Source organism: uncultured Friedmanniella sp. (assembly GCF_964244005.1).
In the GTDB taxonomy this organism is placed as follows: Bacteria; Actinomycetota; Actinomycetes; order Propionibacteriales; family Propionibacteriaceae; genus Microlunatus.
In genome coordinates this window covers 1-14596 of the sequence record NZ_CAXTHG010000022.1, presented here as the reverse complement: position 1 = coordinate 14596, position 14596 = coordinate 1, and the positions used below count along the sequence as shown (strand labels likewise).

The 14596-nt window shown below is 67.7% G+C and carries 10 protein-coding genes and 2 pseudogenes; 6 read left to right on the top strand and 6 right to left on the bottom strand.

What is annotated here, in order from left to right:
* The first annotated feature begins 39 nt into the window (after nucleotides 1-39).
* Nucleotides 40-2430, top strand: a complete 2391-nt coding sequence (locus tag ACFE76_RS14200; protein ID WP_375432414.1) for a response regulator — start codon at nucleotides 40-42, stop codon at nucleotides 2428-2430.
* A 170-nt stretch (nucleotides 2431-2600) separates the two neighbouring features.
* Here ACFE76_RS14200 and folP read toward each other — a convergent pair whose 3' ends face one another.
* Both folP and ACFE76_RS14190 read right to left on the bottom strand, forming a co-directional pair.
* Nucleotides 2601-3497: a dihydropteroate synthase gene (gene folP, locus ACFE76_RS14195; RefSeq protein WP_375432413.1), complete on the bottom strand. Its 897-nt coding sequence runs from the start codon at nucleotides 3495-3497 to the stop codon at nucleotides 2601-2603.
* Between the two features lie 48 nt (nucleotides 3498-3545).
* Nucleotides 3546-4970: an MFS transporter gene (locus tag ACFE76_RS14190; protein WP_375432412.1), complete on the bottom strand. Its 1425-nt coding sequence runs from the start codon at nucleotides 4968-4970 to the stop codon at nucleotides 3546-3548.
* Between the two features lie 42 nt (nucleotides 4971-5012).
* Between ACFE76_RS14190 and ACFE76_RS14185 the strand changes: the two genes are divergently transcribed.
* Nucleotides 5013-5363, top strand: coding sequence for an MmcQ/YjbR family DNA-binding protein (locus tag ACFE76_RS14185; RefSeq protein ID WP_375432411.1), 351 nt, complete (start codon nucleotides 5013-5015; stop codon nucleotides 5361-5363).
* 22 nt (nucleotides 5364-5385) lie between these two features.
* Here the strand turns inward: ACFE76_RS14185 and ACFE76_RS14180 are convergent, their stop codons facing one another.
* A complete protein-coding gene (locus ACFE76_RS14180) occupies nucleotides 5386-5673 on the bottom strand; it encodes a DUF1905 domain-containing protein (protein WP_375432410.1) in 288 nt (95 codons plus the stop codon).
* Nucleotides 5674-5963: 290 nt separating this feature from the next.
* Here ACFE76_RS14180 and ACFE76_RS14175 point away from each other — a divergent pair.
* The 4 genes and pseudogenes from ACFE76_RS14175 to ACFE76_RS14160 form a co-directional block, all read left to right on the top strand.
* Nucleotides 5964-6074: pseudogene (locus ACFE76_RS14175) on the top strand (helix-turn-helix domain-containing protein); the annotation flags it as partial.
* A gap of 107 nt (nucleotides 6075-6181) precedes the next feature.
* A pseudogene (locus tag ACFE76_RS14170) lies at nucleotides 6182-7427 on the top strand (type II toxin-antitoxin system HipA family toxin).
* Between the two features lie 1241 nt (nucleotides 7428-8668).
* On the top strand, nucleotides 8669-9583 hold the full coding sequence (locus ACFE76_RS14165; protein ID WP_375432409.1) for a hypothetical protein: 915 nt from the start codon (nucleotides 8669-8671) through the stop codon (nucleotides 9581-9583).
* A gap of 810 nt (nucleotides 9584-10393) precedes the next feature.
* Nucleotides 10394-11476: an amidase domain-containing protein gene (locus ACFE76_RS14160; protein WP_375432408.1), complete on the top strand. Its 1083-nt coding sequence runs from the start codon at nucleotides 10394-10396 to the stop codon at nucleotides 11474-11476.
* Between the two features lie 1862 nt (nucleotides 11477-13338).
* On the opposite strand, the gene ACFE76_RS14155 is transcribed toward ACFE76_RS14160, so the two are convergent.
* The 3 genes from ACFE76_RS14155 to ACFE76_RS14145 are packed head-to-tail and all read right to left on the bottom strand — an operon-like array spanning nucleotide 13339 to nucleotide 14542.
* On the bottom strand, nucleotides 13339-14052 hold the full coding sequence (locus ACFE76_RS14155) for an ATP-binding protein (protein WP_375432474.1): 714 nt from the start codon (nucleotides 14050-14052) through the stop codon (nucleotides 13339-13341).
* 35 nt (nucleotides 14053-14087) lie between these two features.
* A complete protein-coding gene (locus ACFE76_RS14150; RefSeq protein ID WP_375432407.1) occupies nucleotides 14088-14342 on the bottom strand; it encodes a hypothetical protein in 255 nt (84 codons plus the stop codon).
* Nucleotides 14339-14542 carry a hypothetical protein gene (locus tag ACFE76_RS14145; protein ID WP_375432406.1) on the bottom strand — a complete coding sequence of 68 codons (204 nt, stop codon included), beginning with the start codon at nucleotides 14540-14542 and terminating at the stop codon, nucleotides 14339-14341. Before ACFE76_RS14145 ends, ACFE76_RS14150 begins: the two co-directional genes overlap by 4 nt.
* Nucleotides 14543-14596 lie beyond the last annotated feature (54 nt).

Genomic DNA, 14596 nt, shown 5'->3' with positions numbered 1-14596 from the left:
AGCCTCAGCGTCCTCGGGATCACGGAAGGTAGGTCCCGGGTGCGCGATGGCCCCTTCGACGGGTTGATGTGGTGGCAGGTCAGCATGATGGCGAACGCCGTCGTGGGCCTGTGCACTGTTGTCATGGCCGTGTTGATCGTGCTGCGGCTGTATCGACTGAACCAGCTGCGGACCAACCGCCTCGCGATGGCTGTCGTCACCGTCACCCTCCTCCTGGGACTCCAACGGATCCTGCAGGTGTCGTGGCAGGTCATCAACCTGCTCGGCACCGACGGACCTGCTTTTGCCGCCAGGCGACCCAACATCTGGTGGCTGGCGTCCTGGCAGGTCCTGCTCGCCGCTGTCGCGTTCTACTTCGTCGTCAATCGCCACTCCTACGGGCGGCTGCTGATCCAGGCCCTCCTCTTCGACTCCTTTGCCCAGAAGCAACGACTGGAAGCCCTCGAGGCCGAACAGACCCTGAGCCAGGCGCGGGTGACGGCCGAGGCCGAGCGGGACGCCAACGCCGCAATGCTGCGGTCGGTGATCCGCAACAGCACCTCGCTGATCACGGTCAAGGACCTGGAGGGCCGTTTCCTCATGGTCAACGAGACCTTCACGCACATCTTCGGGACGACCGAGGCCGAGCTGATAGGGAAGACCATCGACGCGTTGGATCCCGACCCCTCCTACCGGTGGCGCGACTACGACCAGCGCGCCCAGGAGGGGCCGATCCAGGTGGAGGCTACCCACGTCGGGCCGGACGGGCTGCGGACCTACGAGGTGACCAAATTCGGCTTGACCGACAGCAACGGCACCGTCTACGCCACCTGCAGCATCGCGACCGACATCACCGAGCGCACCCGGGTGGCCGAGCTGGTCACCAGCGCCCGCGACGCCGCGCTGGCCGCCAACGCGGCCAAGTCGGCGTTCCTGGCCACCATGAGCCACGAGATCCGCACCCCGATGAACGCCGTGATCGGGATGACCGACCTGCTGCTGGACACCCCGCTCGACGAGCAGCAGCGCGAGTTCGTGGACACCATCCGGACCAGCGGCGACGCGCTGATGGCGGTGATCAACGACATCCTCGACTTCTCCAAGATCGAAGCCGGTGAGCTGCGGCTGGAGGCAGAGCTGTTCACCCTGCGAACGGAGATCGAGAACTGCCTGGACTTCGTGGTCGCCGTCGCTACCCGCAAGGGGCTGGACCTCGTCTGCTACGTCGAGGACGACTGCCCCGTCCAGATTCGCGGCGACGTCGTACGCATCCGGCAGATCCTGGTCAACCTGCTGTCCAACGCCGTGAAGTTCACGGAGCGAGGCGACGTCCTGGTCACGGTGAGCTCCACCCCGCGGCCCGACAATCGGGCCGAGGTGGCGATCACGGTCAGCGACACCGGTATCGGCATGGACGAGCGTGGGCTCGAGCAGCTGTTCAAGTCGTTCAGCCAGGTAGACACCTCGACCACCAGGGTCTACGGCGGCACCGGGCTCGGCCTGGTGATCAGCCAGCGCCTCGCGAATGCGATGGGCGGTGCCATCACGGCCACGAGCAAGCCCGGCGTGGGCTCCTCCTTCACCTGCACCCTGCTGTTGGAGGTCGGCCCGCAGGTCGAACCCGAGGAGTCGGGGCTCAACGCCGCCGTCAGCTCGCTGGTCGGGCGCTCGGTACTGCTGGTTGACGACAACCCCACCAACCTCCGGATCCTCGACCTGCAGCTCAGCGGGCTCGGCATGACCTGCCGTACCGCCCTCGCGCCGGTCGCCGCACTGGAGATGGTCGCCGACGGCCTGCGGTACGACGTGGCCGTGCTCGACATGAACATGCCTGAGATGGACGGCGTCGAGCTGGGGCGCACGTTGCGCCGGAAGCCCGGCCTCGAGCACGCCCCCCTGCTGCTGTTGACCAGCGTCGGCAACCGGCCCACCGGGTCCGACGACGTGTTCGCGGCCTACCTCAACAAGCCGGCCAAGAGCGGCCAGGTCCGCGACGTCTTGGTGACGCTGCTCGAGCAGAAGAACGTCCAGCAGGACGCACGGGTGACCTCCGGCGCCGACCTGACGCCGGCCGCCTCTCCCCTGCGGGTACTGCTCGCCGAGGACAACCTGGTCAACCAGCGCGTTGCCCAGCTCATGCTCGACCGGCTCGGCTACAGCGTCGACACCGTCAGCACCGGTCGGGAAGCCGTCGAGGCCGTGCAGAGCAGCACCTACGACGTGGTGCTGATGGACGTCCAGATGCCTCAGATGGACGGGCTCGAGGCGACCCGGCGGATCGTGTCGCAGTCTGAGGGCTCGCGGCCCTACATCGTCGCCATGACGGCGAGCGCCCTGGTCGAGGACCGCGACGCCTGCGCTGCCGCCGGGATGGACAGCTATCTCAGCAAGCCCGTCCGGGCGCGCGAGCTCGCTCTGTTGCTGGCCGAGGTGTCTGCCGGCAGCGACTGACCGACGCCCATCGTCTTTCTTGTCGATCTGGTCTTTCTTGTCGATCTGGTCTTTCTTGTCGATCTGGTCTTCCTCGTCGAACATGCCTTCACGCTATCGAACACACGTTCGTAGAGCGGGCCCCTGACCTGACGGACAACACTCGAACCGGGACGGACAACACCGGACGTTCAACTCATGTTGTGCCGCAGGTCGGTGGGCACCTGCAGCCCCAGCACCGCCTCGACCAGCCGGGCTGCGGCGACCGCCGAGCCGACGTCGTGCATCCGCCAGAGCCGTGACCCGGCCAGCGCGCACGCGGTCGCGGCGGCGATCGACGGCGCCCCTCGATCGGCCTTGGCCAGTCCGGTCGACTCCCCCACGAAGTCCTTGTTCGACACCGCGGCCAGCAGCGGCAGGCCCAGGTCGGCGATCTCGGACAGCCGCCGGGTCAGCTCGAGGGTGTGCAGCGTGTTCTTGTTCAGGTCGTGCCCCGGGTCGATCACGATCCGCTCCTCCGGGACTCCGTGGTCCAGCGCCAGCTGCACCCGATCGGCCAGGAACGACTTGACCTCGCTCACCACGTCCGCATAGGTCGGCCGCGGGAAGGGCCGGCGGGGTTCGGCCCGGCTGTGGGTCACCACGACCGTCGCCTGCGAGCCGGCCACGACGTCGGCCAGCTCGGGGTGGTGCAGGCCGGTGGTGTCGTTGACGACAGCCGCCCCCGCCGCGATGGCGGCGGCGGCCACGGCGGGCCGGAACGTGTCGACGGAGATCACGATGTCGCTGGCTGCGGCGACGGCGGTGACCACCGGCAGCACCCGGTCCAGTTCTTCGGACTCGCCGACCTCAGGCGTGTCGGGTGAGAACGGCACCCCGCCGACGTCGACCCACCCGGCGCCGGCCGCCGCGGCCGCCAAAGCGGCGTCGACCGCCCGATCGAGGGCGTAGGTCCGGCCCTGGTCGTAGAACGAGTCCGGCGTCCGGTTGACGATGCCCATCACGACAATCTGGCGGGAGAAGTCGAACCTCTGACGCCCGATCGTGCGGACGGGCTGGCGGATCGGCGGGAGGTACGGGTCGGGCACCCGCCCATCCTTACCCAAGGCCCGGGCCCGGGGTGGGTCGCGACCCCGTCAGCGACCGGCGACCTCGTTGCCCGCCGACCGGTGCAGCGCCAGCGCCGCCACCAACGACGGCAGCATCAGCGCCGCCAGCACCCCGAACGCGATGCCGTACGGCACCACCGGTCCGAGCCGCCCCACTCCGGCGGTGACGTCGACGAGCCGCAGCACGACCGCGCCGAGAGCCACCCCGAGGCCGATCGCCACCTGCTGCAGGGTCGAGGCCAGCGTGTTGGCCTCGGTCATCGCGGACTGCTCGACGTCGGCGAACTGCAGCGAGTTGTACGCGCTGAAGCCCACCGAGCGGAAGACCCCACTCAGCACCAGGACGGCTGCGACCACCGGCAGTGGCGTCGTCGGCCGGATCCAGGCGATCGCCACCAAGGCGAGCAGTCCGCCGGCGATGCTCGCGATCAGCACCGTACGAAAACCGAATCGCCGGATCAGCGGACTGGTCGCCGGCTTGATCGCGACGTTGCCGAGGAAGAGCAGGAGCACGAGCAGACCCGCCCGCACGGGGCTCCAGCCGAAGCCGACCTGGAACATCAGCGGCAGCAGGAACGGCACCGCACTGATGACCATCCGGTAGACCCCGCCCCCGAGGTTGCTCACCCGGAAGGACGGCAGTCGCAGCGCGGCGAACCGCAGCAGCGGGTGCGCGGCGCGTCGCAGCCAGACCGCCGTGGCGAACCCGAGGGCCACCGCGCCGGCGAGGGTAGCGCCCGCGGCCAGGCCGCCGCCCCCGCGCGGTCCGACCAGCTCGAGACCGACCAGCAGCGCCGCCAAGGCGCCGGCGACGAGGACGAAACCGGTCCAGTCCAGCGGCGGTACCGTCGTGCCCTCCAAGGCCGGGACGACGCGGAGGGCGACGACGAGCGCCACCACGCCGAGCGGTGCGTTCAGCAGAAAGATCCAGTGCCAACTGGCCGCGGTGGTGATCAGCCCGCCGAGGGCCGGCGCGACCACCGGCGCGACCAGCGCCGGCCAGGTCAGGTAGGCCATCGCGTCGAGCAGGTCCCGCTTGTCGGTGACGCGCAGCACGACGAGTCGACCGACCGGCACCATCAGCGCTCCGCCCACCCCTTGCAGGACGCGCATCGCCACCAGCATCGGCAGGTTCACGCTGACGGCGCACAGCACCGACGCCACGGTGAAGACCGCGATCGCGGTGAGCAGGATCCGGCGGCCGCCGAACCGGTCGGTCAACCAGCCGCTGATGGGGATGCCGACGGCGATCGTGACCAGGTAGGCCGTCATGGCCAGGTTCACGTCGACCGGGTCGACGTGCAGGTCCCGGGCGATCGCCGGGGCAGCCGTCGCGATGATCGTGCCGTCCAGGTTCTCCATGAAGTAGGTGCCGGCCACGAGCAGCGCCAGCGGCCGGTTCAACGTAGCCGAACGCCGCCGCGTCGACCCGGAGACGGGGGACGAGGTCACGTCGCCCGACCCTATGCCAGCCCGCGGTGGTTCGATATCGGCATGGGGGTGACCAGCGATGACTTCCTCGAGCTGGTCGCGCAGCTGGAGGACGTGCAGCAGGCCGACCACGGCCGCTACATCCAGCTGCTCGTACGCGGGCACGGCTTCGGCTACCTCTGGCTGCCCACCCAGACGGTCGGGCTCAAGCAGCCGCTCGCCGAACAGCTGGCCCTGGTGGCCGAGCGGCCCGACGTCTTCGAGGTCCAGTTCACCGCTGGCTCCATGGGCTGGGTGGTGGTGCACCTGGCCCTGATCGACCGCGCTGAGCTCGCGGAGCTGACGTACGAGGCCTGGCGGCTGACCGCTCCCGCCGAGCTGGTCGAGCGCAGGGGGCTGCGACTGCCAACCTGAACTGCGGACCTCGACGTGAGGGTCAGACGTCGATGCTCAGCCGAACGGTGACGGTGTCGCCGAGGTCGATGCCCTCAGCCGTGCGTACCCACGCCTTGACCGGCACCAGATAGCCGCCGTTCTTGGGGAAGAGCGACGTCGACCAGCTCGTCGGCCCCACCCTCGCGGTCACCGGGAGCACGCCCCAGCCGTAGGTCACTGCCGCCGCCACCGCCTGCAGCTGAGCGCTTTCGGCCGCCGGCACCGTGACGAAGTGGAACGGCGACGGTCCCCGCCAGTACCAGACCTCACCGGTGAACTCGAGCTCCATCTGCGTCAGCCTAGATTCTGCCGACACCGCTCCGGCTCCCGCTGCCGCGACCCCCACCTGCTCTTGCGCCCGGGGTGGAGCGCGCGGCAGTCGACAAGGGGCGCAGGACGAGAGCCAACCGGTGCCAATCTAAAGATCACGGTGCTCACCACGTTGAGCGGTACGATGAGCACTTGATTCACCATAAGACCCCGGAGGACGTAGTGCCGACGCGACCGCTTTCCCGCAAAGCCCAGCGCACCGCACGCACGTTGGGTGAGTACCTCCTCACGTTCCGTCGCCTCTAAGGGCTGACCGCTGAACAGGTAGCCGACCGGGCCGGCATCACGCGCAACACCCTGCGCAAGCTCGAGCACGGCGAGGCCACGGTCGGCCTCGACGTCTTCCTCGAGGTGTGCCGGGTCTTGGGCGCACTCGACTTCGTGCTCGAGGGGATGAACCCGTTCGAGACCGCCCTCGGCCAGTCCCTCGCCGAGCAACACCTCGAGCTGCCGAAGCGGGTCCGTCGATGAGCCGGAGCATCGACGTCTACCTCACGACGCCCACCGCAGACCTGCTCGTCGGGCGTGCCTACATCGCCGCCAAACGTCGCGGAGTGGCGACGACGTTTCGCTACGACCAGACCTACCTGGCCGACCGGACCACGGCCTTCCCGCTGGACCCGTCCCTTCCCCTGTTCTCCGGCCAGCACGCCGTCGCGGACGGCCTGCCCTACTGTTTCGCCGACTGCGCCCCGGACCGGTGGGGATGCAACCTCATCCGGAAGCGGCTGCGCGGCCTGGACGAGGTTGCAGCCCGCACCCAGCGCGACGTCACCGAGATCGACTACCTGCTGGGAGTCACCGACTGCACCCGGCAAGGGGCATTCAGGTTCACCGAGCCGGACAGCGGACCACAGGGTCCGTTCCTCGCCGAGGACTCCGACGTCCCCAAGCTCCTCGAGCTGCCCCGCCTCCTGCACGCCGCCGAGCAGGTCGAGCTCGACGAGGACGATCTCGGTGCGGACAAGGAGCTCCTCGACGCCGGCACCGGATCGTTGGGCGGCGCTCGACCCAAGGCGTCGGTGCGCGACGGCAACCGGCTGCTGATTGCGAAGTTCGCCAGCCCGCGCGACGAGTGGGACGTCATCGCCTGGGAGAAGACCGCTCTCGATCTGGCGGAACGAGCCGGGATCCGCGTCCCGAGCCGGAGTCTGCGACGCATCAACGGCAAGGCGGTTCTCCTGCTCGACCGTTTCGACCGCGCCGAGCGGGGGCCGCATCCCCTACATGTCAGCGATGACCTTGCTGACCGCGCGTGAGGGCAGCAGTGACCAATTCGACTACGTCGACATCGCCGAGGCCCTGACCGAGCACGGCGACGTCACCGTCAAGCAGGACTTGGCCGAGCTGTGGCGTCGAGTCGCGTTCTCCGTAGCCATCCACAACACCGACGACCATCTGCGCAACCACGGGTTCCTCCGCGGCCGAGCCGGCTGGACGCTCTCGCCGGTGTTCGACGTCAACCCCAACCCCGACACCGCGAAAGAACGCGAGATCGGGATCGGGGCCGCACACTCCCGCGACGAGGAGATCGACGGCCTGATGGCGTCGGCGGCAACTTTTGGACTCACCGGCCAAGAGGCCAACCAGGTGCTTGGAGAGGTACGGGACGCCACCAAGGGATGGCGGACCTCTGCCGCGAGCAACGGAATCCCTGAACGCGATCTGGCCAGGATGACCGACGCTTTCGAAGGTCTCCCGACCCTCAACTGACTAACGGGAGGCTGGGTTAGGCGCCAGCGACGCGATGACCTCGCTGCACCGAGCTTCGGTCGACCATCACCAGAGCGGACCTCAACGGAACCGGCCGCCACGGAGATAGCGTGCCCAACGGCCTATCATCCTCATGGACGCCACGTTGGCAGCGCCACCGGCCACTCCGCCCACAACTCGAACGAATCGTAGGAGGTTGGTGACGCCCTTCTCGCCGAAATTCGTCGAAGGCGGATTCCGACCTCCTTGTTGATCTCGATCAGAACCCTGCCGGGCAGTTCTTGAGCGCTGGCAACCATGAGGTCCTGCGTTCTGTGACGCGGTCGTGACCGACCCATTCAGTCGGTCAGCCGAGACGTGGGAGCCAACTCGGGCAGCCCAACAGCCCCGCCCGGCTACCCTCGACGGGCGCCCCGACCGAGGGGATGGATGTCTGTCCAAGGAGGGCGGTGGCGATGTCCTGGACTTCCTGACAGACGCGTTCGAACAGGCGTGCCCCAGCCGGTCAGTTGGAGGCGCAGCAGGAGGAAGGTGATACAGCAGTCCCCCGGGGCTCGCGAACCGCCGCCCCGAGGGGACGGCGATTCTGCGACGATCTGCCCAACATCCTTGCGAAGACCCCAGGGGTGGGTGGCATGTTCCCGAAAGCCGATCTCAGGCGTGCAGCCGGTCCGATCTCGGGAGGGGTCCACGCGCTAAGCGGCAGGGGGTCCACAACCTCCGTTACGAAGTAGCCCCTGACAAGGACCGATGCAGTCCCGAAACCCCAGGCGGCACGCTCGAGAACTAGGGCCTTCTTCGGTGCCCCTGGCAAGGCTAACCAGCCCGCCCCCCTGACTGGGACCGGTCGACGTGGTGGCGGACTTCGGACCACGGAGCGACCGTCTCGCGAGCGGCCAGACCGCGCTCACGCGACGCCGGATGGCTTACTGGAGCGGCTGGCCGCAGGCCTGCTAGATGAGGGTCCAGCGTCCAGGCGGTCCGCTCGTCTAACGAGGTTCCGCCCTGCGCGCAGCTCCCGCTACGACACCTGTGATCGCCACTCCGCCGGGGTGGTGGCAGCCTTCGTCGATGATCCGACCAGCGGTGCCCTCGACCTGTTTTCGGGCCCAGAGCCAATGAGCTGAGCGCCCCGCCTCACAGTCTGAGGCGCGGCAGCCGCGGCTACAAGCCGCAACCCATCGGGCGGTCAACGACACGGCTGCCCGCAATCGGTGGCGCTCTGAGCCAGATTTGGCCGCATGGTGGGAATGGGCCCGGCCGACGAGCTCGAAGAGCGCTACATGGCGAAGTTCGAGACACTCGTGGCCGGCCGCGGCGTCACCATCGACTACAGCAAGGACCGGTTCGGCGTCGACACCGGCCTGCAGTATTACGTCGAGGGAACCAAGGCCGACAACAAGGGACTTGAGCGCAAGTACTTCCATGCCACCTCGGTGCGGGTCTGGTTTCAGTTCAAGGGCATCCAGGCCAGCACGCTCTCGCCAGAAGCTTTCGCGGCGAGGGACACCCTGGCCGTCCAGGTGGAGATCGAGCACCTGAAGTTCTGGTACGCCTCGCCCGAGCCTGTCTACGTGACCCCCTACATCGAGTCGGTCGACGAGTTCCTCACCATCGACACCCGCGACTTCGTTGACCAGACCTGGGGCGACGACTTCTACGCCGTGATGGAGACCTACCAAGGCAGGAAGGTGTCAGTCTCCATCCCCACCGACTCCGTTCTCACCGCCCACCGCCTCGATGCGATGCTCAGCCACCGGAGCATGCGCATCGACGGTCCGGCGTTCCGCGGCAGACCTCTGGGGCACCGCATAGACCCCCTGCGCTCCGAGCTCGCCACACTCACTGACGACCTCTGGAGCGCTCTGGTCGCCGGCGTCCTCGAGGCGCACGAGTACGAGCTCCTCAGCAGCGAACGGGTCGGGAACGTCGAGATGCGACGAGGCCGCCTGCGACAGACAGTGCTGTGGCAGTCGCCCGCCTTCACCGAGATCGGATACAGCGGCAACCCCGACGACGTGCGCGTGGAGGCCGAACCCGAGTCCTTGTTCGGGGAAGTCCTCATGTTCCTCGACCACACCGAAGCCCGCACACACGGCGGATTCAACTGGTCGTCGCAACACCTTGATCACGGAGGTGTTGCGACGACCAGTTGAATCCGCCCAGTGCACTGGTGGCTATGGCCAAACGACACGTCCCCATCGCTGCACCCGCACCCGCACCCGCACCAAGGGAGTTCCGCACAGCCCCGGAGCAAGCGGTGCACAAACTCTTGACCGCCATGCGCCGGAACGCTCTGAGGGCGGCGGGAGTCGCCGATTAGTCCCAATTCTAGAGGCAGAGCGGCGGCGCGCCGGCGGCGCTGACGCCATAGGCCTCGTCCTCCGAGGTATGCCCCCGCGGCGATCGAGATCAAGTACCTCAGAGAACCTCACGAGACCGCTGCTGTGTGGAGACGAACTTTGGATGAAGCGCTGAACGATCTCGCCACCGCCTAGCTGAGCGAGATGATTAGGGGTCAGGCAAACAACGTCCAGGCCCGTCCGCAATCCCCATTGATCGTCCCTGGGAGCGCGGCACCCAAACCCTGAGGCTACGACGTACGGTGCCACCAGCAATGCCCGGACCATGTAACTGTCGGCGGTCTGCGGTCAGAATGGCTGGCACCGCTGCCCGATTCTTCTGCCTTCGACTGCCGTCTTCTTGGGGTGTCCGGGTTCCGGCCCAAAACAAGTCAGGGAACAACTTTCCCTTTCTCCCGGGTGCCCGGCGGACTCTGGTCGCGCTGGCAGCCCTTGTAGCGCGGACAGCAATGCTGCTACGTTCTGCATGCGACCTGGGGTTCGGAGCAGACTCGGAGGATCGCTGTGATACGTCGGCTCGTAGGTCTATCGGGTGCGCTGGTGTTGGTATCGGCAACGCTGGTCGCAACATCAGCAACCCCAGCCCACGCGGACAAGGTAAGAGTGACCGCGGACCAGGAATCGGCCGTGTCGGCGTTCTATCGCTCGAAGGGCGTCATGCCTGGGGCCGGCTCCCGTCTGGCACCGGCGAGCACCCGTCTCGCAGCGTCCTCAACCTCGATCGGCAATGACTACTTCGACAGCTTTCTGTCCGCTTACGAGGACGACCCGGGTCTCACCGTCGGCGGGATGGACGTAGTCTCCTCGATCATCACCCGAACCCCGACGGACGCCGGTGCCCGCTACCGAGTCTCGGTGCGGGTGTCGGTACGTCTGACCGACAAGGCCGATGGAAGCACGTTCACTGGCGGCGAAACCATCGATCACCTACTTGACACTGTGGAGCAGACCGAGGGACCCATCGTGGTCCGGCAGGACCGCAGCACCGGCGTCTCCACCGCGCCACTTCAGGTGGTGGCCGAGACCGCGGCGGACATCGCCACCGTGAAGGACACCACTCCTCTCCCGGCCTGGCAGCTTCGAGGCAAGCGGGGCGGGGCGGCGCCGGCTAATTCCAAGGCGGAATCGGGGTCGATCAGCGCTCAGGCAACCGCCTATCCCACTCTCAACTACCAGGCTGTCGCGAACTACGCGTCCTTGTGGACCGACGACGCGCACGCCAACCAACTCAACTCCAAGTACGGGGATGCGGGCAACAATTGCAGCAACTTCATCTCCCAGGCACTGAACGTGGGCGGGTGGCCAATCCGTGACACCACCTATCCCTATCGCGCCAACCTCAACTACTGGGACTACAACATGACCGGTCCCGGGACCTTCACCTACTCCTGGTCACGCGCCGAGGAGAGCTACCGCATGGTTCACGACAAGGCCGGAAAGTCGACATTCAGCGACTTGGAAGACGGCTTCCTGGCCGACCTCGCGTACTTCGACTGGAACGTCGGTGGCGCCAAGTACGGGGACGGCATCAAGGACCATGTCATAATCGTCACGAAGCGGACCTCAGCTCACCCCTACTACTCGCAGAAGTCCGGGAACCGGCACAACGTCCCTCCCAGCACCGTCATCAGCAATTTCAGGTCGGGCGGCGGGACTCAATGGAAGGTCCTAGGGCTGCGTACGTAACCACCCCGCCGAGAGGACTACTGCCATGGATGCAGCGGGCTTCCCCGCCGCCCCCGAGAGTGCGATCCCCGCCGCCGTCGTGTGGTTGGTTCTCGCTGCCCTCGCAGCTACGGCTGTAGTCGTCGCCTTCCGCGTGCTGAAGGGGCCAGCCAGCGGCGCCGCACCTCGGGTACTCGCGGTTGCCGTCGTCCTCGGCGTAGTGATCCCCGCCATGGTCCTGCTGCTGCCGGCCCGCGCTCAGGTCGGCACTGACACCGTGAGCGGCAGCGCCGAATGTCCCCTACCCACGATCGACGGGGCCTTCATGGGCGGGAACCCCAAGACGGGGCTCTACGAATACTGGAAGCCCTGTGTCTCATCTTCCCGACTCCGCCTCAGCCTCGCTCTGGGCGGGTATGCCATCGCCGTGGGGCTCGCAGGTGTGGTCGCCACCCGCACTAGGCGTCGGCAGCCGCGGCCAGTCCCGGCCGGGCGAGGGTGATCCCCGCCTGACAAGGAATCGTTCTCGGATCCCCAGTCATATCGACGCCCACGGGCATCCGTCGTCACACGCATGGCGCAGGCCATCCGAGACCAGGTGCAGATGGGCGGCGCGCTGCGCTCGGCAAGCCGCGGTACGCTCCGTCGTCAACGACCGGTTGAGGTGAGGCCCGCGTCAGCCCGGGGATTTTTAAGGTGGGCCGTGACTCGGAGCGCTGCTGCCCCGTAGGGCTGGCGGTCAGCAACTCGGTCAGCGCTGTCGCCTTTCGCCGGTTGGTGGCTAGCGCGGCTCGCAGCTCATCGCCTCCGCCGCGAGCGCTCGAACTGCCACCCGGCGCGTGCGTCGTTGCACTGCGTGGGCCAGAGCGTCCGGTAGCACAGCCAGCCCTATCAAGAGCAGGTAGAAGCCCACGCGCGCGTCCGCGAACCGCATCGGCTTGAGCAGGGCACCACCACCCCTTGAGCCACCTCCTAACGAGCGACCGTCGGGGGCTCCGGCCACAGAGCCACGACGGCGAACCCGAGGAGTAGAACCACGGCCATACGGCGCAGCCGTCGAACGACGGTGGCGCTCGGTCCCCAGGCTTGCTGGCGGCTGTGTCGGTCACGAGGCCAGGATGCCCTGCGACCCGGACGCTGCAATCGATCGCCGTTGCATGTGGGCGGCGTCATGGCGTCGGGGTGCGGTTAACGCGGCCATCGGTCAGCCGTGCTGTCAAGACAGCTCGTCGACTAGCAAGTGGTGGGACAGCAGCGGGTCCTGGTGCGCGAAGTTTGCTGACGATGCGAGCTTGCCCACCTCGGAGCCGACGACGACGACCACTCGCCCCGCCTGTTGGGCAGCCGCGATCGCTGTCGTGTCCGGGGTAGCGGGCACTCTGACCCCCCGTGACCACTGCAGCCGCCCGCAAGCCCAGGAGACGGAGCTACGCTGTCGGTCGACAGCTACGCCGGATTGCCGTGGTTCTACTCCTCGGGTTCGCCGTCGTCGCACTGTGGCCGGAGCCGCCGACGGTCTGTCATCAGGAGGTGGTTCGGGGAGCAGTGGGGGTGGTGACGCTCTGCGAACCGCTGGGGCTCACGGACCCCCGCGTCGTTCTCTACCTGATCTTGGTCGCGGCGGTTGTGCTGCCGGACCTCTTGGAGGTGACCCGCAGACGCTCCCGACGGCTGGAAATCCGAGAGCTTGCCGCGGAGACGGCGGAGCTGCGGGCCGAGCTGGCCGCTACCCGCCAGGAGGCGGCTGCGCTGAGCAGGTGTCAAGGGCCAGGAGATTCTGCCCATTGGCGGTCAGTAATCCTGCCCACCGGTGGCCATGGGAAGTGCCCGGTGATGGCCAGCGGATCTGCCCACCGGGTTGGCGGGGCTGGCCATCGAGGGGGTTAGGTGAGGGCGGTGACTCCTTTCCCGGTGAGGGCTTGGGTGAGGCGGATGGAGTCGCCGTTGGTTTGGCAGACGTGGGCGTGGTGGAGGAGCCGGTCGACGGTGGCGGTGGCCAACGTTTTCGGCATCAGCTCGTCGAACCCGGCGGGGTGGAGGTTCGAGGAGAGGGCGATGGAGCGTTTCTCGTAGGCGGCGTCGACGATGCGGTAGAGCCCTTCGGCGGCGTCGTGGGCGACGGGGAGGAGCCCGATGTCGTCGATGATGATCAGGTCGGCGCGCAGGATCCGGGCGACGGTGTCGTCGGTGCGGTGGGCGCGGACGAGGACGCCGAGGTGTTCGAGGGTGAACCAGGCGACCCTGCGTCCGGTTTCGACCACGGCTTGGCCGAGGGCTTCGAGGAAGAACGTCTTCCCGGTCCCGGATGGGCCGCAGACGACGAGGTTCTCGCGGCGGTGGACCCATTCCAGGGTCCGCAACGCCTGTTGGGTGGGGGCGGGGATCGAGGATGCTGTGGCGTCCCAGGCGTCGAAGGTTTTCCCGGTCGGGAACCCGGCCGCTTTGCGGCGGGTGGCGAGCATGGACCGGCCGCGGCCGGTGACCTCTTCGACGAACAACGCTTTGATCACCTCGACCGGTTCCCACCGTTGCGCTTTCGCGGTCGCGATCAGCTCTGGCGCCAACGCGCGGGCGTACGGCATCTTCAGCTGCCGCATCAGCTGCTCCACGTCGGCCGGCAACCCAACGGCGGTCACCGGAGGTCCAGGGAGGTGTCGGTGTCGGCAGTCAGCGCGGCCCGGAGGGCGCCTGCGGACCGCCGGACGATGACCGTCAACGGCTCGCCGGCGTCGACGGTGTTATCCCACAGGTCGGCGGCGAGCTGGGAAGCGTGGGCGGGGTCGTCGAGCCAGCAGGCGACCATGTCGAGCCAGAACGAGGCGTTCGCCACGTCGAACCGGTCCACCTGGAGCGTGTCGGGCCGCCCCGCCCGCTGCCGCCCGGTCACTCGGTCACCGCCGGCCCGTCGACCGGCTGGCTGACCTGGGGTTGGCTGACCTGGGGTTGGCTGACTTGGGGTTGGCTGATCGGGGCCCAGCCGCGGGTGCCTTGGGCCAGGGAACGGGACTCCCCGGCTTGGCGGGTGGTGGTCGGCGGGTGCGCGTTCAGGATGGAGGCGAGATCTTTGTGCCCGAACCGGCCGTTCACCGCGGGCGTGTCAGATGGTCTGTGTAAGTGGTCCTCTCAACTGAAGGAGTTTCA

Excerpts from the sequence above, each read along its gene's own strand:
- ACFE76_RS14185 (WP_375432411.1), top strand. The coding sequence starts at position 5,013 with ATGGGGGTGACCAGCGATGACTTCCTCGAGCTGGTCGCGCAGCTGGAG.
- ACFE76_RS14180 (WP_375432410.1), bottom strand. The coding sequence starts at position 5,673 with ATGGAGCTCGAGTTCACCGGTGAGGTCTGGTACTGGCGGGGACCGTCG.
- ACFE76_RS14165 (WP_375432409.1), top strand. The coding sequence starts at position 8,669 with ATGGTGGGAATGGGCCCGGCCGACGAGCTCGAAGAGCGCTACATGGCG.
- ACFE76_RS14155 (WP_375432474.1), bottom strand. The coding sequence starts at position 14,052 with ATGCGGCAGCTGAAGATGCCGTACGCCCGCGCGTTGGCGCCAGAGCTG.